We start from the raw sequence: 18,422 nt of genomic DNA on the forward strand, positions 1-18,422 counted from the left end.
TGGCGGAAGGGGACTCTATGTGTTGTGAGGGTTGTCACGCAAAATCCTTTGGTCGGGCGTGAGCATCATCCTTGCGCACTAATGGTCCAATTCCAAGACCTTTTACAAATATGTATAAGTTGGTGCCATGGGCAAGAGCAAAGATGACGGGCCCGAAGGGTCGCTGGACATGCCTCTGGCCGCGATGTCCCGGGCCGATGAAATCACCGACCGGCTAATCACGGCGATTGCGGTAGGCGAATATTTGCCGGGCGCCCGCTTGCCGTCGGAACGCGACCTGGCAAAGTCCTTGCATGTGGGACGGATGACGGTCCGAGCCGCCATTGGCCGTCTAGTCGACCAAGGCTTGCTATCGACACAGCGGGGCCGTGCAGGTGGCTCGTTCGTCCGGGAACAATGGACAGCGGCGTCCAACGCGTCAGTGCAAAGGACTCTCTCGTCCCGCTGGGAATCGCTGCGCGACACCTGCGAGGCCATGGTCCACCTTCACGGCACGATCGCCCGGGCCGCGGCAGAGAACCGGACCGACGCTGACGCTGCTGTGCTCAGGGAGCGGCTGGAAGCCTACCGGGGGGCCGAATCGGGCACCGCCTCCCAAAAGGCCGACGCGAGGCTCCACACGGCTATCGCGGAAGCGTCACACAACCTGACTCTCAAACGCATTCTCCTAGAGCTCGAAGCGCAGATCGGGCTCGCGGCGCCAGCCCATCTCTGGGGTTTCCCTGAGGGCATGCGCGAAATGGAGCTCCGCGCGTTAGCCGATCATGAGCGGCTCGTTGAGGCTATTTGCGCGCAGCGCCAAGCCGAGGCGGCAGCCATAGGGTTAGCGCATGCCCGGATCGACATCGAGTTGCTGGAAGCGGCGCTGAACAGAGCTGGCTCGAACTAGGCGCTGTCCACACTCAGCGCCCGTGACTCACCACGGTCGCGGACGACGACGGCGGCCGTCACCTGCCGCGGTCATCCGCCGTCGTCCGCGCCGGCCTACTAGGCTGGCAACTATGCCGAAGAAAATTACTGTCAGCCTGCCGGACGCAACCCTGCGTGAATATCTCCAGCCCCACCCGGATGTCACCGTCCTCGAGTGGGACCTGTCCGGCGAAGCGCCGCAGCCGAGCATTGACATCGTCGTTCCGCCCTACATGGGCGGCTGGTCCGCGCTGCGCGGGCTGGAGGGCGTGGAGACCGGGCTGGTGCAGAGCCAGTCGATCGGCTACGACGGCGTCGAAGAGGTGCTGCCCGCCGGCCGCGTTTTCGCGAATGCCGCGGGCGTCCACGAGGCGTCCACCGCCGAACTGACCCTGGCCCTGATCCTGGCCAGCCAGCGTGAATTCCCCCGGATGCTGAAGAACCAGCAGGAGGGCCGCTGGGAGAGCCGTCCCACCGCAAGCCTTGCGGACCGGCGCGTGATAATTGTCGGCTACGGCGGCGTCGGCAAGGCGATCGAGGACCGGCTGCTGGCTTTCGAAACCACCGTGACCCGGGTGGCCAGCAAGGCGCGGTCCGACGCGCACGGCCAGATCCACGGCATCGACGAACTGCACAGCCTGCTGCCGGAGCACGACATCGTGGTGGTGGTGGTCCCGCTCAGCGACTCCACCCGCCACCTGATCGACGACGCCTTCCTCGCCGCCATGCCCGACGGCGCGCTGCTGGTCAACGTCGCCCGCGGGCCGGTCGCTGACACCGGTGCCCTGGTGAAGCACACCGCCTCCGGCCGAATCCGCGCCGCCCTGGACGTTACCGACCCCGAACCGCTGCCGCAGGACCACCCGCTGTGGGGCACGCCCGGCGTCATCATCAGCCCGCACATCGGCGGCGCCACCTCGGCCATGCGCCCACGGATGGGCAAGCTCCTGCAGCGCCAGATCGAGCTCATGCTCGCGGACGAACCGCCGGCGAACGTGGTGATCGGCGGGTAGCTCAGCGCGGGGCCGCTATTCGGGCTTCCCGTTTCTTTGGGCGAGCTGTTGTACCTGCCCTTGATGCACGCCGGCCAGCCATTCCAAGGGAGCCGAGGGGCCCAGCCGCGGGTCATTCGGCTCAGCGCCGTCCCGCAAGGCCTCCACATACGCGCGATCCTGCCGGAGCCGCGCCCGCAGCTGCTCGGCTCCGCCGACTGAGCCGTGGCCGGGGACGACGGCGGCGACGTCGCCTGTAATGCCCTCGAAGAGCTGCACGGCGGCGAGGTAGTCCCCGATCGGATCCGCGGACTTCAGATCGAGGAACGGCATCAGGATGTCCGAAAGCATGTCCCCGGCGACAAGGACCCCGCCGTCCTCAATCAGCAGCGCGGCGTGGCCCGCGGCGTGGGCCTGGTGCTCGATGATCCGGACTCTGGGGCCGTCCCAGGGAAGCTGTGCGGTTCCGGCGGGCAGGCCGGTGATGAGGCCCAGGAGTTCCAGCGGGATCTCCCCGGCGAAGTCCGCCGGCAGCACGCCGGCTACGCGGTCCTTCCAGTCCGGCTGCGACAGCAGGTCCTGGATCGGTGCCGCGCAGCGGGCCGTGGCGTACCGTGGCACGTCGCCGAAGTCCGGGTGCCAGAGCACGTGGTCCCAATGCGGATGCGTCGAAAAGCCTGCCACGACGGGCTGGTCCAACGCGCGAAGGTCGTCCGCGAGGTCCGCCATTTCGCCGCGCGTTATCCCGGGGTCGATGAGCAGCACACCGGCCCGGCCCTGAACGATGACGGCGTTGCTCTGCAGGAACTCGCTCTGGTGAACCCAAACCCCTTCAGCGACTTGCTTCAGCACGGCATGCCTTCCGCTCGTGGTTGCTCCTGCTTCTCGAGACGGTATTCCGGGCGGGGGTGGAGCGCAAGGACTACAGAGCAGAACGGTCAGGATCGGCGCTCCGGCGAGGATGAACGCGATCCAACGCCCGGATCGCGGGCTTCGCCGCTTAGCCAACTTGGTCGCTGACTTTCGAGCTCCGCGACGCTTAGGAATAGTTCGCGGTGATCGTCTTTGCTTCGCCGTTGAGTTGGATCTGACCGCCATAGGGGATGATCCACTGTGGCCGGGTATGCCCGAACGGGACCCCGATGCAGACGACGGCGTCCGGGTTGTATCGTGCGATTTCGGCGGCGGCCACATCCCGCTGTGCCGAGCGCAACTGAGCCCGTTCGACGGCGGGCGGGATCTGCCCGTGGCTGCTGACGGGTGGCCTGGCGACCATCACGCCGTCGACTGCCTCCAAGACGCCACGCTCGCCGAGCGCTCGAATCCACCGCTTAACCCAGTCGGCGGGAGCCAGCAGTTCGCTGGTTTCGAGGAGCAGGATGCTGCCCCGGAGTGCGTCGAGGGCGGGCAGCCTGTCGGCGATGGCCAGCTGGTCGAGGACTTCGATACAGCCGCCCCATGTGGGACCGGAGACGGTGCGTGCCGGACCCGTCCACGTCCAGGGTTCGGTGGGTTCGCGGTCGCCGTATTCGACGAGCGCCCGTGGCTCGAGCCAATCCGGCCCGAAGTCCTCTGATTCCCCCGGATCGGTGACCTCAAGTTCGCCTCCGGTGAGCAGCGCCGCACGCAGGGAAGCGAGGTGGACGTCGTCCGCACCCGGCCCGGCGCCGAGGTGAACCTGGGTGGAACCGCCGTAATATGCGGGTATCCCAAGGGACCACAGCCAGTTGAGCAGATTGGTGTTGTCGCTGTAGCCGATGAAGATCTTCGGATCCGCTTCCGCCGCCGCGGCGTCCAGATGCGGCACGACCGTGATCTGGTCGTCGCCGCCGATGGTCGCGAGAATCGCACGGATGCTGGGATCGGCGAACGCCGCATTGATGTCCGCCGCCCGTTCCTCTGGACGGGATCCGAGTTTGCGGGTCGTTGGGAACTCCACCGGTATCAGGCCCGTGGCCGCAATGAGGCGCTGCATGGCCTGCTCATGCACGGCAGGGGCGAATCCAGGCGCGGCAAAGGACGGCGAGAGAACCGCGACCCGATCGCCCGCGGAGAGCTTGGGAGCGGGCACGTTCAACTGCGAATGTTCCATCCGCTCATCGAACCAGACTGCGCGCCCGTCCGGCGAACGGGCGCACTGGCCCCTCAGGCTTTCTTCAGCTCCTCGGCGAGCATCACGAGGATGCCGCTGGGACCGCGGAGGTACGTGAGTTTGTAGACGTCCTTGTAGGTCGCCACACCGCGGAGCGGAAGGCAGCCGTGCCGCGCGGCGATCTCCAGGGCTTCGCCGATGTCAGGGACTGAGAACGCCACCCGGTGCATGCCGATCTCGTTGGGACGGGTGGGCGCCGTCTCGATCGCCTCGGGGTGGATGTATTCAAAGAGCTCGAGGCGGCCGCGGCCGTCCGGCGTTTCGAGCATGGCAATGTTGGCGTGATTGCCGTCAAGCCCGACGGCGGTGTCGGTCCATTCGCCGCTGACGGTGTCCCGCCCAACGACCGCCAGACCGAGGTCGGTGAAGAACGCGATCGCCTCGTCGAGGCTGCGCACGGCGATGCCGACGTTCTCAAGTCTGATGTTCATGCTCATCACGCTACCGAGCCGCCCCGGCAGAGATCCAGAGCCGACGGGCTGTCCCTCATATAATTGAGCATGCCGATCACGCACCCCGACCAGGGCACCCCCGTCCAGCCGTCCGCCCCCAAACAGTACGGACGCGGGCTGTGAGCGGCGGCCTGGTCGCCCTGCTGGACGACATCGCAGCCCTGGCCAAGATCGCGGCCGCCTCGGTGGACGACGTCGCCGCCGGAGCAGCCAAAGCGGGGGCCAAAGCTGCGGGCGTGGTCATTGACGACGCCGCCGTCACCCCTCAGTACGTGTCCGGGGCGGACCCGTCCCGCGAGCTGCCGATGATCAAGAAGATCTTCTGGGGCTCGCTGCGGAACAAACTCCTGATCATCCTGCCGGCGCTGCTGCTCATCAGCGCCTTCATCCCGGGCGTCATTCCCTTCATCCTCATGGCGGGCGGCACCTACCTCTGCTACGAGGGTGCCGAGAAGGTCTGGCACAAACTCCGCGGACAGCACGACGCCGAGGAAGACACCCCGGCGGTCGACCGGGGGCCGGAGGCGGAGGCCAAGGTCACCAAGGGCGCCATCACCACCGACTTCATCCTTTCCTGCGAGATCATGGTCATCGCGATGAACGAGGTGGCGGCCGAATCCCTGTGGGTTCGGGCCTCCATCCTGGTCGCAGTGGCGATCGCGATCACGGCCGCCGTGTACGGCGCCGTCGCACTCATCGTCAAGATGGACGACATCGGCCTGCACCTGACCACCAAGGAGTCCGCGGGCTCCCAGCGCTTCGGCGAGCTGCTCGTCAAGGGGATGCCCGCCGTGCTGACCACGATTACCGTCGTCGGGACGGGCGCCATGCTGTGGGTGGGCGGGCACATCATGCTGCAGGGCGCCCACGACCTCGGCTGGCACCTGCCCTACGATCTGGTCCACGCCCTCGAGCACCCCGTAGCCGGGATCCCGGTGGCGGGCGGCTTCCTGGCCTGGCTCGTGAACACCCTGTGCTCGGCCGTCCTGGGGCTCGTCTGGGGCCTCGTCGTGATGGCCGTCCTGCAGCCGCTGCTCAAAGCACTGCCGTTCGGCAAGAAGGACAGCGGACACAAAGACGGCGACGTCCGCGCCGCCGCTGACGGCTGAGACACGCCCCGGATTCGCCCTGAGAGGAACCGGTTCCGCTCCCAGCCTCCGGACGTAAACTGGCGTTCGAATCACCGTGCGTGAACCGTGCGCGAACTAGGGACCGTGGAGACCGGATGCTCTGGAAACTGCTCGTCGAATACCTGAGGCCGCAGCGCCGGCTGCTGCTCGCCGTCGTCGTTTTCCAGCTGGCGGCGTCCATCGCCTCGCTGTACCTGCCCACCCTGAACGCGGACATCATCGACCAGGGTGTGGCGCGCGGGGACACGGACTACATCATGCGCGTCGGCGGCGTGATGCTGATGGTCACCCTGCTGCAGATCGCCTGCACCATCGCTGCCGTCTACTTCGGCGCGAAGGCTGCGATGGCGCTGGGCCGGGACGTGCGCGGGGCGATCTTCACCCGGGTGGCGGAGTTCTCCGAGCAGGAGGTGACCCGGTTCGGCGCGCCCAGCCTGATCACCCGCTCCACCAACGACGTCCAGCAGGTCCAGCAGCTGGTGCTGATGTCCGCCACACTGATGGTCACCGCGCCCATGCTGAGCATCGGCGGCGTCATCATGGCGGTCCGGCAGGACGTGCAGCTGTCCTGGCTGATTGCGGTCAGCGTGCCGGTGCTGCTCATCGCCGTGGGCCTGATCGTGACCCGGATGGTGCCGCTGTTCCGGCTCATGCAGACCCGGATCGACACGGTCAACCGGGTGCTGCGCGAACAGCTCACCGGCATCCGCGTGGTCCGCGCCTTCGTCCGCGAGGAAATCGAGGCCGCCCGCTTCGGCCGCGCCAACGAGGACGTCACGGACACCGCACTGCGCGCCGGCCGGCTAATGGCGCTTGCCTTCCCCACCGTAATGCTGGTGCTCAACGTCTCCTCCGTGGCCGTGATCTGGTTCGGCGCGTTCCGGATCGAGGACGGCTCCATGCAGGTGGGCACCATGATCGCGTTCCTGAGCTACCTGATGCAGATCCTGATGTCCGTCATGATGGCCACCTTCATGGCGATCATGATCCCGCGCGCTGCCGTCTCCGCGGACCGGATCGGCGCGGTGCTGGGCACCGAATCCAGCGTCCGGCCGCCGGAGCACCCGGTCAGCCTCGCCAGTGCAGCCCGCGGCGAGCTGGAAATGCGCGACGTCGGATTCGCCTACCCCGGTGCCGAGGCGCCCGTCCTCTCCGACGTGGACTTCACCGCCCGGGCGGGGCAGACGACGGCGATCATCGGGTCCACGGGGTCCGGGAAGACCACCCTGGTGAACCTGATGCCGCGGCTCTTCGACGCCACGTCCGGCTCGGTGCGGATCGACGGCGTGGACGTGCGGGAACTGCACCCGGACCTGCTCTGGGGCCACATCGGCCTGGTCCCGCAGAAGCCCTACCTGTTCTCCGGCACGGTCCGCAGCAACCTGCTCTACGGCAAGCCCGACGCCACCGAGGACGAGCTCTGGCGGGCGCTGTCCATCGCGCAGGCGGAGGATTTTGTCCGGGAGATGGAGGGCGGGCTGGACGCGCCGATCTCGCAGGGCGGCACCAACGTCTCCGGCGGGCAGCGGCAGCGGATCGCGATTGCCCGGGCGCTGGTGAAACGGCCCGAGCTCTACATCTTTGACGACTCGTTCTCCTCGCTGGACACCGCGACGGACGCCCGGCTGCGGCAGGCACTCCGGCAGCACACCGCCGGAGCGACCCTGGTGATCATCGCCCAGCGGGTTTCCAGCATTGTGGATGCGGACCAGATTCTGGTGCTCGACGACGGCCGGATCGTCGCGCACGGCACGCACGAGGAGCTGCTGGAGACCTCGCCGACGTACAACGAGATCGTGAATTCCCAGCTCGCGGCGGAGGAGGCGGTATGAGCAAGGTCGAGTCCCGGGCTTCTGCTTCCGGCGGCGCCGGAGGCTCGGGTGGCGGTGCCGGCGGTGCCGGCGGGAAGCCGGCCGGCTCCGGCCAGGAGGCCCCGCTGCGGATCCCGCGACCGCGCGGCGGCCCCGGCCACGGCGGCCCGTTCGCGGGGATGAACATCCCCGCGGAGAAGGCGATGAACTTCGGCCCGTCCGCGAAACGGCTGCTGGGCGAACTCCGCCCCGAGCGGATCTGGCTGACGCTGGTACTCCTGCTCGCCGTCGTGAGCGTGACACTGTCCGTGATCGGGCCGCGGCTCCTGGGCGAGGGCACCAACCTGATTTTCGCCGGTGTCGTGTCCAAGCAGCTGCCCGCCGGGGTGAGCAAGGCCCAGCTGATCGCGCAGCTGCGGGCCGCGGGGGAGAACCAAAAGGCGGACATGCTCAGCGCCATGGCGCTGACGCCCGGTACCGGGATCGACTTCGCCGCGCTGTCCTCGGTGTTGCTGTGGGCGCTGGTCCTCTATGTGCTGGCGTCGGCGTTTATGTGGATGCAGGCATATATTCTCAACGGCGTGGTGCAGCGCACCGTATACCGGCTGCGCGAGCGGATCGAGGCGAAAATTAACCGCCTGCCGCTGCGCTACTTCGACACCGTGCAGCGCGGCGAGCTGCTCAGCCGGGTCACCAACGACGTGGACAACATCTCCCAGAGCCTGCAACAGTCCATCAGCCAAGCGGTGACCTCGGTGCTGACCGTGGCGGGGGTGCTGGTGATGATGGTGATCCTGTCGCCGACGCTGGCCATCATCGCCCTGGTGACCATCCCGCTGACCCTGGTGACGACGACGGTGATCGCCAAGCGCTCGCAGAAGCTGTTCGTGGCGCAGTGGAAGAACACCGGCGAACTGAACGGCCAGATCGAGGAAACCTACACCGGGCACGCCCTGGTGAAAGTGTTCGGTCGGCAGCGCGAGGTGGAGGAGACGTTCCGGCAGAAGAACGCGGAGCTGTACCAGGCGAGCTTCGGCGCGCAGTTCATTTCCGGGCTGATCATGCCGGCCATGACGTTCATCGGGAACCTGGTCTATGTGGGGATCGCCGTGGTGGGCGGGCTGCAGGTGGCGTCCGGGGCGATGCAGCTGGGCGACGTGCAGGCGTTCATCCAGTACTCGCGGCAGTTCACCCAGCCGCTGGCCCAGCTCGGCTCGATGGCGAACCTGCTGCAATCCGGCGTGGCGTCGGCCGAGCGGGTGTTCGAGCTGCTGGACACCGAGGAGCAGTCGGCGGATCCTTCTCCGGCTGAGGCTCCTTCTGGGGGCCGGGGGCGGCTGGTGTTCGAGGACGTGTCCTTTGCCTACTCGCCGGACAAGCCGCTGATTTCCAACCTGAGCCTGGTGGCGGAGCCGGGGCAGACGGTGGCGATTGTGGGCCCGACCGGGGCGGGCAAGACCACGCTGGTGAACCTAATGATGCGCTTCTACGAACTCGACGCCGGGCGGATCACGCTGGACGGCGTGGACGTTGCCGCGATGTCCCGGCACGAGCTGCGCTCGCGGATGGGCATGGTGCTGCAGGATACGTGGCTGTTCGGCGGCACCATCCGGGACAACATCGCCTACGGCCGGCCGGATGCAACCGCGGCGGAGATCCTGGAGGCAGCGAAGGCGACGTACGTGGACCGGTTCGTGAAGTCCCTGCCGCAGGGCTACGACACCGTGCTCGACGACGAGGGTTCGAATGTGTCCGCGGGGGAGAAGCAGCTGCTGACGATTGCCCGTGCGTTCCTGGCGCGCCCGTCGGTGCTGATCCTGGATGAGGCCACTTCTTCGGTGGACACCCGGACCGAGGTGCTGGTGCAGAAAGCCATGAGTGCTTTGCGGTCCGACCGGACGTCGTTTGTCATCGCGCACCGGCTCTCCACCATCCGCGACGCCGACCTCATCCTGGTGATGGAGGCCGGCCAGATCGTGGAACAGGGGACGCACGTCTCGCTGCTGGAGGCAGGCAGGGCGTACGCGGCGCTCTATGCGGCGCAGTTCGCGGCACCGGTGGCGGAGGTTTAGCTTGCCTACTGGCCTGCCTGGCCGTCAGACAGCAGCCCATGAGGCAGCGAGACAGGTCGGGCCGCTTCAGCGACTGAAGATTTAGGCAATATCCGTGATCGGGCCGGAGTCAGCACCCCTACCTGTTGTCCCGCTTCGTACATAGCAACGGCCCTATTCCCGCTATCCTCTCTTAGTCTCCGCAGGTGGCGATCGGCTCACGAATGCCGACCAAACTTGGCAGAAAGGATTTCCACGGTCCCTTATCGGATTGTTGGGCCGCTAATGGGCCTTGCAGGCATTATTTGCATTTCGGGCCTTAGGGGTCGGGGCCCCGATCGCTCTCTTGGGAAAAGGAGGTGAATGGCTCGGTATAGCTCATTCCAGCCGCGTCCCGACTGACATTAGTGACTGGCTAACCAGCCACCCCGGCCATTGGGATCACAGCGGCAATTTTTTACCGGCAGGATCGGCGAGGATGCATGGGACGGAACAGCAACCGCCTTGCACGCTGGGTCCCCGCCAAGGAGGTCAAGGGGCGAGACTATCCGAAATTACAGCGACCAGTCTCGTCCGCACGGGACTCTCGGATTAGGGCTATGACCGTGGACCTGGGCATACCGACGGCGTATTCATCAGCAAGAGGTTGAGGCTCATTTCGGCGTTCACGGCAGTCTGTGCACTGTCAGTCGTCAGGAGCGAGTGGCTGGGCTCGCCCCACCCATGCCGTTCGAAGCCGTCGTTGAGGGCTTCAGCGAAAATATGTACGCTCTGCCCTCGATAGGTTCCCTCCAGCGTCCAGTCAAACGCTGGATCCCCACTGAAGACCAGACGGAGAGGGTCACTGTCAACGAAAGTTTCCGTCTCTAGCTCGCCCTCCAAATACCCAGACCATTCGAACTCTTCGAGCCCGGGAACGAGAGTGAGGCCTTCCAGAAGCGCGTAGGGTCCGTCATCTTGGCGCAGGACTCCGGGCCCGCTGTCCCTGTAGAGGTTGTTCGCCGCCTCAACCCGAACATCGACGGGGTTTCCGTCGTCCAGCGTGAAGACAAGATCCACGCCTATATGGCAGCCCGCGTATTCCTCTCCAGCGAGGTCAACGGCTTCATCAAAGGGATCAAGGAATATGCCTCGGCGGATCGCTACATCTCCCAATAGGAACGCATGTGCGCTGGCAAACCGAGATTTGGCGTCGACTCTCACGTCAGAGAGTCCTACGATTTGGACGCCTCCTGTTACATCGAAAACAACCGGTGCGCCCAGTGAATCCAGTTCCGCAATTGATGCACTAGAAGACAACGCCGTAGCGTCAAGCTCATTGATCTTTTCCCGAAGCAGCGCAACACATGCCCATATGATTTCGCTGCTTCCTCGCTCCAACCTGAAGATGTCTTTACGGAGGAGATCGAGACCGCCGCCGTAGACACGCGGGGCACAGACCCCCCATGCCTTGAAAGCCTTTGTCACGTCAGAGTCGGAGGAAGCCAGCACATAATGGGCGCCGTTGCCGTCAGCTTTCTCGTGGTAGGCGCGATATATTGCGCTGTCGGCGGCACCAGTCTTCTTTCGCTTCGCTCGGGCGGCAACCGGGTTCGTGGTGATCCGCTCGCCGGGTGACTGCACTAGCACCTGGTCTCTTAGCGCATCTTCGGCCACTCCACGGATTGACAGAACTTTGACGACATCTCCCATCGCCTCCAGCTTTGACCGAACATGATCGACTGCACCTTTGACATCCAAAGCCACCATCTCGGGAACGTCATACCCGGCCTTTCTGAGTTCCTGGACACGGCCAAAGGCAATCTCGTGGGTCTCTTGAAGATGCTGTGCCCATTCCCATAGCACTGGTTCCGCAATCCATATCTCCATGCCCCCGACATGGTTGTCTGCCAGTTCGACTAATGTGGCGACGTCCTTGAGCACAAACGTTCCTCGTCCGACGGCATTTGTGTCGATGGCAATCGCTTTGACTAGGTCGGTCCGATGCGAAGGCGTAGGCATTGCTGTTGAGGGCATGGCCCTATCGTCGCCGACGGATCCAGTGCCTGCAAATGCATTGGATTTTGCCACTCGAGCCAACGAGGCCGAGCCGAGGGGTGGGCACGTGCTCAGCGGAAAGTCATCGGTAGAGAACCCCTGGGGGGAGCGTACAGCTTCAGCGCGGGACAACCCGGCACCGACAGGTCCTGAAAAATCTCATCGTCGAATGCCATTGATTGTGTTGCGCCATCTCAAACTCCGGCTACTACGTCGTCGATGAACCATAAGTCGACAGTGCCAAACCGCTTCCGAATTGAATCCGTGGCGGCAATCGCCTTGAGTTTTGCAAGTCTCTCATCACGGGAGCTTCCAACCAGCCCCACAAGCTGAAGTCTTCGCGTCAGAGGAGAAGGAAGCCCAAGTTCTTCGAGGTCGACTACCGTCTCGCTCTGAAAGGCAGCCTCGATCTCTCTAGTGAAGAGTTCATAGCTTGCACGAGGTGCACCCGTTTTGTCAGCGTCGTGGTTCTGAATGGACTGAAGGGTCCGAAGCAGCTTGGGTAGCTTGTGCTGGAGCCAGTTCCTTTCGAAACCCAACACGCCGTCAATGATGTCGTCTCGGGTTTGCTCTGAGCGAGCATAACGCTCCTGTGCATCGACGATCGCTCTAAGGTCGCCACCCGAAGCTCTGACGGTTCCCAAGCGGCCGATCAAAATGTTGGCATTCATTCCGCGGCGATCGCCTGATTCTGTCAGGTTATGGAATGCGAAGCTGACCGTCGCCCGAAGTTCTTCCCGCGTGGGGTAGCCAGTCCATGCAAATGGCTTTTTGGCGCTCCCGCCGAGACGAGACAAAGCTTTGACCGCCGCTACTTGCTTCTCCGGCCTAACCCCAGGGTTGCGTCGCAGTACTGTCAAAGGAAGGCTTTCACCATCGAGAGCACGTTCGATCTTGGCTCGTGAATTCTCGGTGAGTGCCTGATCATTGACGTGGATCAACGTTGCCGCCGAGGTAGCAGAAGATTGAGATTCGATCGGGACATCTACCAATAACGGCCCATCGGGCTCGGGAATCGCAGCATAGGTAATGACTCGACCGACACGGTGCTTCATCATTCGGCCGGCTCGCCCCGCTGCATTGAGGAACGTAAATGAATTAAGGCGTGCGCCAGTAAGCTTCTTGTCGAAGATTACGACGTTTTTAGCGGAAGTGTTTACCCCCTCCAAGAGAGTGCTTGTACACAGCATTGCCGAGATATCGCCCGAATCGAATAGCCGGATCATGGCTCTCTGAAGACTCCGCGGCAGTGGACCTACGTGGATGCCGACACCACGGCGAAGAGCTTTCGCGGGGTACCAATCAGCCTCATAATTCTGGGAGATCCAGACAGCAACGTCTTTAGCAAAGTCTGATGCTTGGCCCGAAACTATGCGTGACAGCTTGGCCGCCTGAGTTGGGCTTCGAACGAAGACTAAGGTTCCCTCCTCGTTCGCCGTCTGCAGGAACTCTTCCAAATCGGTTTCAGGCTCGGGAACGGCCGATCTGTCTTCCACGTCTACAGCAACGGTCCTGAATGACGATTGCACGAAGCCGCTGTGCATATCGTGATCCCTATGCAATGAAAGTTCGTCGATAAAAGGGCCGGCAAGAAAGTACTGCGCGCCAGTTTGTCGCAGGCGGCTCCAGGCGATATTCAGCTGAACCATGCGTTCATCATGCGTCTCAGAATCCGGCGCGAGTTTATAAAACTCATCTATGACAAATAGGTCGAGTGGAGGAAGGTCCGTAAACCCGAGGACCCTTTCTTGGGTTAATATATAAACGTTTCTATCGGACGACACCTGAGAGCTGTGTGTGACTATTTTATAATGGTCCCTGAATTTTGACAGGCGGCGACGCGCCTCGTCCATAAGGGCAATTGTCGGCACAATAATCAATACGTTGGCCCACATTCCCGTGGCCAGCAGAGCATCAATCAGTGTGGACTTTCCGAATGATGTCGGGGCAGATAGTATAAGATTCTCTCCGTTGACGAGCCTTTGGAAGCGAGATCCCCCGATTGCGTGCCTGTTCATTTCGAGTGTTACTGCAGTGTCTTCGGTCACCGATGCGTCATCTTCTACGTAAGGATAAAGACCAACGGCCATGCACAACGCAGTCAGAACTGGCCTGTGAGCCTCGAAGTCATCAGCATCCAAGCATCTTATGAGACGATCTCTGGCTTCGGATTGACTTCTGGGGTTACGGGCCAACTTTGCAATTAGCCTTAGCTCCTGGAAGTCAATCTGCCTAACGCGTGTCACCTAGATATGCCTCCAGATCTGCAGTTTCTGGTGGAATAGATTTACGAGTCGCTTCTTGTCTCTGAGGGGCATCAGGATAGCTTCAACTCGAATGCGTAGATCGATCTCAAGCTTTTCAGACATTGTTTCGACAGCCGCCAAGGCTTCCTCTTTCAGGCCGGTTAGATACTCATCGGAGATGGCATCGTGCAAAGATACTGTTGAGCTGTCGTACGTTAGGAGAATTGGTACTACAAGCGACCCGGCAATTTCGTCCAAGCTGGTCTTTTCGTCGAGCATTTCTCTTACACGAGCGGAGTGAGGCCACCCTGCATCTAGTTTGTTAGTTACGGCGACAAATTCCGTTCTGAGGAAGCTGGGACTAAGGTGGGCTTTGAGCTCGTCTGTGACATCCCGTATTCCAGCCGACAGACTGGAATAGAATTTGACTTCCCCTAGCCATAATTCAACGTCCGTATTGTCTTCAGTTTCCACTATGTGGACGCTGTCGAAGCCTTTCACCGTGTCGTTGGGGCCGTCCTTGAAGTAAATCTTGCTGACGGCGGGCTGTGCTCCAAAGAAGTCTCTCAGGATGGCGTGTAAGATGAGCTCTCCGAACTCACCCCTTCGTTGGTACTTCTGCGTACCGTAGACGCTTTGCGCTGCCTTGCGCAGCGACGAGGAGGCACTTTCGTCGTTAACTGCCTCAAGCTCTGTATAGTTCAAGGCAAATGACAAGAGATGGCGATCGAACAAGTCTTGGACCATGGCAGAAGCTCGCCATTCGCGGAGTTCGAAGCCTGGGCAAATGACCCGTATGGGGAGAGGGCTTGATTCGTCTTCGAACCGGACTTTCAGGACGCTGGACACTGAGCGACCCGCATCTCGCCGATGACGGTGCCACGCAGGATATTTGCGATACTCCACTCCAAGCTGGTGTTGCTGTTGCCGGCCACTGCTCCCACTTCCCTGCGGCAGGCAGTGGGTATACGCGCAGCTTCCGCAGCCAAACGCAGCATCCCCCTGCCGTGCAGCGTTCATCGATCACGCACGTACTTGCTATGCATTGTATGGGTGGGGACGTGCATTCTCAGATCATGACTTGTCGTATGTGTGGCCCGGGACCCCAATCTAAGCGAATAGCGCCGTTACGAGGGTCTCTGGCACCAAGCTCGCCTCACATGTGGCTTCCTCGTCCCGCCGGACTTCAGGTCACATGAGGCGCCGCATATGATTCCTCGGACAGAAGGCAGTGGGAGCGCCAGGGTATCGCGCGGGATCAGCAACGGCTCCCCGGGCGACCTGTGCGAACTACCAGCTGTGTGGTCGCACTGCCTGGGTAATGTCGCTGGCAGGCGTTCCGTGATTCCTCCCGTCGAAGCGATTAGCCCGGCGGACTAGCGGGCGCCCGCAATACCCCAACCGCCGCAACCAAGTAAGGCACCGGGTCCGGGTGTATTCCCGCGGCCCACTGCATCCAGGCCTCGAACGTCGCGCCGATCAGCGCGGCGAATAGATACCCCGAAACGTCCTCGCTGACCCCGGCCGACACCAGATAGGCCCGGGCCCGCTCGCGTTTCGGTGCCAAGGATTCGTAGCTCCGGCTGGCCAGCACGGGGTGTTCGGCGATCAGCCGCAGTCGGCCGCTTTATCACCAAATGAGATCGTCGCGCTTCCGGGCATCCAGTCGATAGACATCCGGGTGGCCATCAACGTCACGCGGCGCTACTGGATGGACCGGAACGGCCCGTTCATCTGCGACCAGGTCGAGGGGCTGCTCAGGAGGTAGGTTCGATGCCCTCACACAAGCGGCCAGGGATACCGCATGCCCGTCCGGTCCACCGGCAGCACCCCGGCGACCAGCATCCGCTGGACGCGGCGTTGCAGCGCGGTGACCTCGTCGTCGTCGAGCAGCGCCGCCAAGTCGGCAGGCGCGGCCTCTGCCAGCGGGGCGATGTCCTCGAGCAGGGCGTCCGGTATGGGTTCCCCGGCGAAGTCCCAGATCACGGTGCGCAGCTTGAACGCTGCCGAGAAGCAGAGCCCGTGGTCGATGCCCCAGATCCGGCCATCGTCGCCGCGCAGCACATGGCCGCTTTTGCGGTCGGTGTTGTTGGCGACGTAGTCGAACAGGGCGATCCGGGCCAGCTCGCGGTGGGTCTCGGGGGCGCCTTCGAAGAGGGTGAAGTAGTGCTCCTGGAAGTCGCAGTCGATGAACCACTGCAGCGACCCGACGCCCAGGGGTGCGTCCTCCCGAATGACGGTGAAGGGCACTAAGCCCCAGCCCAGCGATTCGCTGAGCAGGTAGGCGGCAAGTTCGCGCTTATAGAGGCCAGGTTCGAAGTCGGACAACGGCCTTTCTCCGGCTTCCGGTTTGTAGACCGCGTACCCGATGTCCTCGCCGCAGGTGACCTGGACTAGGAACGTCTGGTTGCTGCTGCGCGGGATGAGGCCCAGCAGTTCGATGCTGCCCTCGGTGAGCAGTCTCAGCTCCCGGCCGGACACCGACTGCCCCTATTCATGACGCCCTCAGGCCGCTGAGCGGTTCCGACGTCGAGTTCACCATGTGCACCGCGGGATCCTGGCCGTCCACAAACGTGATGGCCGAGACCGAGCCCGGGCTGATCACAATCCGCTGGAACAGATCCAGCGGCGTGCCCAAGGCGTGGGCGACGGCGGCCTTGATCGGATCGGCGTGCGAAAAGCACACCACCACGCCCCCGGCATGGGCATCCCGCAGCGCTTCCATCGCGCCGACAATCCGCGCCTGCATTTCCGGAAAGCTCTCACCATTCGGGAAGCGGAAGGCAGACGGGCTGTGCTGCACGGTCTGCCACTCCGGCAGGACCGCCAGGTCCGCGATTGCGGCGCCGGTCCACTCGCCGAAGTCACACTCGAGCAACCCGTCGTCGTGCTTAACCGCCAGACCCGTGCGCACCGCCGTCGGCTCCGCCGTCTCGCAGGCCCGCTCCAGCGGCGAGGAATAGAGGGCGTCCACCGGCAGGCCGGAGAGCCGTTCAGACACCCGCTCGGCCTGGGCCCGGCCGCGGTCGGACAGGTGCAGTCCCGGCGCCCTGCCCGGCAGCACCATGCCCGTCGTCGGGGTCTCCCCGTGGCGCACCAGAAGCAGGAGCGTGCCCTGCCGTGGGGGCTCCGCCGGAGGTCCGGACGTGGCTGCAGTCATCAGAATCCAGCGTAAGCCGCACCAGCGCCCAGTGCGCAGGAATCTCAAGAAATCCCTCGATTCCCTGCCGGGTGCAGGTCTACGGTGGAGGAGTGAGTGATCGCCCCGAAATCTTCACTGTTGGTGAACTGCGTGCCTCCGGGCACGTCCACAAGGACCTGCGCCGCGAAATCCGCGACAACCTGCTGGCCGCGCTCGCCGCCGGCCGCGACCCCTGGCCCGGGATGTACGGCTTCAGCCGGACCGTCCTGCCCCAGCTCGAACGCGCCCTGTTGGCCGGGCACGACGTCGTCCTGCTCGGCGAACGCGGGCAGGGCAAGACCCGGCTGCTGCGCACCCTGGCGGGGCTGCTGGACGAGTGGTCGCCGGTGATTGAGGACTCGGAACTGAACGAACACCCCTACGAACCCCTCACCGAGCACTCGCGCGCCCTGGCCCTCACCGAGGGGGACCGGCTGCGGGTGGCGTGGCGGCACCGCTCGGAACGGTACGTCGAGAAGCTCGCGACGCCGGACACCTCCGTCGCGGATCTGATCGGCGACGTTGACCCGATGCGGGTGGCCGAGGGCCGCCGCCTGGGCGACCCGGAAACCATCCACTACGGCCTGGTCCCGCGCTCCAACCGCGGCATCATCGCCATCAACGAACTCCCCGACCTCGCCGAACGGATCCAAGTCTCCATGCTCAACGTGATGGAGGAACGCGACATCCAGATCCGCGGCTACGTGCTGCGGCTGCCCTTGGACGTCCTGGTGGTCGCCTCCGCCAACCCGGAGGACTACACGAACCGGGGCCGGATCATCACGCCGCTGCGGGACCGCTTCGGCGCCGAAATCCGCACCCACTACCCGATCGAGCTCGACGACGAGGTGGCCGTCATCCGCCAGGAGGGCCACCTAGTGGCCGGCGTCCCGCCCGTCATCCTCGAAATCCTGGCCCGCTACACCCGGGCGCTGCGGCAGTCACCGGCGATCAACCAGACCTCCGGCGTGTCCGCCCGGTTCGCGATCGCCGGCGCCGAAACCGTCGCCGCGGCCGCCCTGCGCCGCGCCAGCGTGCGCGGCGAGGACCAGGCCGTCGCCCGGATCATCGACCTGGACGCCGCCGTGGAAGTCCTCGCCGGGAAGATCGAATTCGAATCCGGGGAGGAAGGCCGGGAACAGGACATCCTGGACCACCTGCTGCGGATGGCCACCGCCGAAGCCGTCCGGGCGCACTTCCACGGCCTCGACATGGGCGACCTCGTCGCCGCCCTGGACGGCCACACCACGGTGACCACCGGGGAACTGGTCACCGCGCGGGAGTTCCTGGACAACCTCCCGTCGCTGAACGGATCCAGCCTCTACGACGACATCGGTGCGCGCCTCGGCGCGGAAAACGACGGGCAGCGCGCCGCCGCCGTCGAACTGGCACTGGAAGGTCTCTACCTCGCCCGGCGGATCTCCAAGGACTCCGACGACGAGGCGACCGTCTACGGGTAAC

15 protein-coding genes are annotated in these 18,422 nt (G+C 64.0%); 7 read left to right on the forward strand and 8 right to left on the reverse strand.

The window, feature by feature from the left end; all coding sequences use genetic code 11:
* Positions 1-127 precede the first annotated feature (127 nt).
* Both AC1DH3_RS10510 and AC1DH3_RS10515 read left to right on the forward strand, forming a co-directional pair.
* Positions 128-889 (forward strand): FadR/GntR family transcriptional regulator, encoded by a 762-nt coding sequence (locus AC1DH3_RS10510; protein WP_476891945.1) that lies wholly within the window; start codon positions 128-130, stop codon positions 887-889.
* Positions 890-1,001: 112 nt separating this feature from the next.
* Positions 1,002-1,922: a 2-hydroxyacid dehydrogenase gene (locus tag AC1DH3_RS10515; RefSeq protein WP_476891946.1), complete on the forward strand. Its 921-nt coding sequence runs from the start codon at positions 1,002-1,004 to the stop codon at positions 1,920-1,922.
* A gap of 15 nt (positions 1,923-1,937) precedes the next feature.
* Here AC1DH3_RS10515 and AC1DH3_RS10520 read toward each other — a convergent pair whose 3' ends face one another.
* The 3 genes from AC1DH3_RS10520 to AC1DH3_RS10530 form a co-directional block, all read right to left on the reverse strand.
* The gene (locus AC1DH3_RS10520; RefSeq protein WP_476891947.1) at positions 1,938-2,753 is read right to left on the reverse strand and encodes an MBL fold metallo-hydrolase; all 816 of its coding nucleotides are present in this window, start codon (positions 2,751-2,753) and stop codon (positions 1,938-1,940) included.
* A 187-nt stretch (positions 2,754-2,940) separates the two neighbouring features.
* Positions 2,941-3,993: a S66 family peptidase gene (locus AC1DH3_RS10525; RefSeq protein ID WP_476909259.1), complete on the reverse strand. Its 1,053-nt coding sequence runs from the start codon at positions 3,991-3,993 to the stop codon at positions 2,941-2,943.
* 53 nt (positions 3,994-4,046) lie between these two features.
* Positions 4,047-4,484 (reverse strand): VOC family protein, encoded by a 438-nt coding sequence (locus tag AC1DH3_RS10530; RefSeq protein ID WP_476909260.1) that lies wholly within the window; start codon positions 4,482-4,484, stop codon positions 4,047-4,049.
* Positions 4,485-4,624: 140 nt separating this feature from the next.
* Here AC1DH3_RS10530 and AC1DH3_RS10535 point away from each other — a divergent pair, with 140 nt between their 5' ends.
* From AC1DH3_RS10535 to AC1DH3_RS10545, 3 genes are all read left to right on the forward strand, one after another.
* Positions 4,625-5,614, forward strand: coding sequence for a DUF808 domain-containing protein (locus tag AC1DH3_RS10535; protein WP_476909261.1), 990 nt, complete (start codon positions 4,625-4,627; stop codon positions 5,612-5,614).
* Between the two features lie 116 nt (positions 5,615-5,730).
* Positions 5,731-7,467, forward strand: coding sequence for an ABC transporter ATP-binding protein (locus AC1DH3_RS10540; RefSeq protein ID WP_476909262.1), 1,737 nt, complete (start codon positions 5,731-5,733; stop codon positions 7,465-7,467).
* Entirely contained in the window at positions 7,464-9,518 is a 2,055-nt protein-coding gene (locus AC1DH3_RS10545) for an ABC transporter ATP-binding protein (protein ID WP_476909263.1), read from the forward strand. The genes AC1DH3_RS10540 and AC1DH3_RS10545 overlap by 4 nt, the downstream gene beginning before the upstream one ends.
* A gap of 576 nt (positions 9,519-10,094) precedes the next feature.
* Here the strand turns inward: AC1DH3_RS10545 and AC1DH3_RS10550 are convergent.
* The 3 genes from AC1DH3_RS10550 to AC1DH3_RS10560 all read right to left on the reverse strand — a co-directional run bounded on the left by AC1DH3_RS10550 (position 10,095) and on the right by AC1DH3_RS10560 (position 14,800).
* A complete protein-coding gene (locus AC1DH3_RS10550; RefSeq protein ID WP_476909264.1) occupies positions 10,095-11,420 on the reverse strand; it encodes a hypothetical protein in 1,326 nt (441 codons plus the stop codon).
* Between the two features lie 308 nt (positions 11,421-11,728).
* Entirely contained in the window at positions 11,729-13,675 is a 1,947-nt protein-coding gene (locus AC1DH3_RS10555) for a DEAD/DEAH box helicase (protein WP_476909265.1), read from the reverse strand.
* Positions 13,676-13,780: 105 nt separating this feature from the next.
* Positions 13,781-14,800 (reverse strand): HamA C-terminal domain-containing protein, encoded by a 1,020-nt coding sequence (locus AC1DH3_RS10560; RefSeq protein ID WP_476909266.1) that lies wholly within the window; start codon positions 14,798-14,800, stop codon positions 13,781-13,783.
* 577 nt (positions 14,801-15,377) lie between these two features.
* Here AC1DH3_RS10560 and AC1DH3_RS10565 point away from each other — a divergent pair.
* The gene (locus AC1DH3_RS10565; RefSeq protein ID WP_476909267.1) at positions 15,378-15,548 is read left to right on the forward strand and encodes a hypothetical protein; all 171 of its coding nucleotides are present in this window, start codon (positions 15,378-15,380) and stop codon (positions 15,546-15,548) included.
* An 11-nt stretch (positions 15,549-15,559) separates the two neighbouring features.
* On the opposite strand, the gene AC1DH3_RS10570 is transcribed toward AC1DH3_RS10565, so the two are convergent.
* Both AC1DH3_RS10570 and AC1DH3_RS10575 read right to left on the reverse strand, forming a co-directional pair.
* A complete protein-coding gene (locus AC1DH3_RS10570) occupies positions 15,560-16,261 on the reverse strand; it encodes an SCO1664 family protein (RefSeq protein ID WP_476909268.1) in 702 nt (233 codons plus the stop codon).
* Between the two features lie 13 nt (positions 16,262-16,274).
* Complete coding sequence (locus AC1DH3_RS10575) at positions 16,275-16,940, reverse strand: MSMEG_4193 family putative phosphomutase (RefSeq protein WP_476909269.1); 666 nt, start codon at positions 16,938-16,940, stop codon at positions 16,275-16,277.
* Between the two features lie 92 nt (positions 16,941-17,032).
* On the opposite strand from AC1DH3_RS10575, the gene AC1DH3_RS10580 reads away from it, so the two are divergent.
* Positions 17,033-18,421 carry a sigma 54-interacting transcriptional regulator gene (locus AC1DH3_RS10580; protein WP_476909270.1) on the forward strand — a complete coding sequence of 463 codons (1,389 nt, stop codon included), beginning with the start codon at positions 17,033-17,035 and terminating at the stop codon, positions 18,419-18,421.
* Position 18,422: the final 1 nt, after the last annotated feature.

Source organism: Arthrobacter sp. 05L428 (assembly GCF_056397665.1).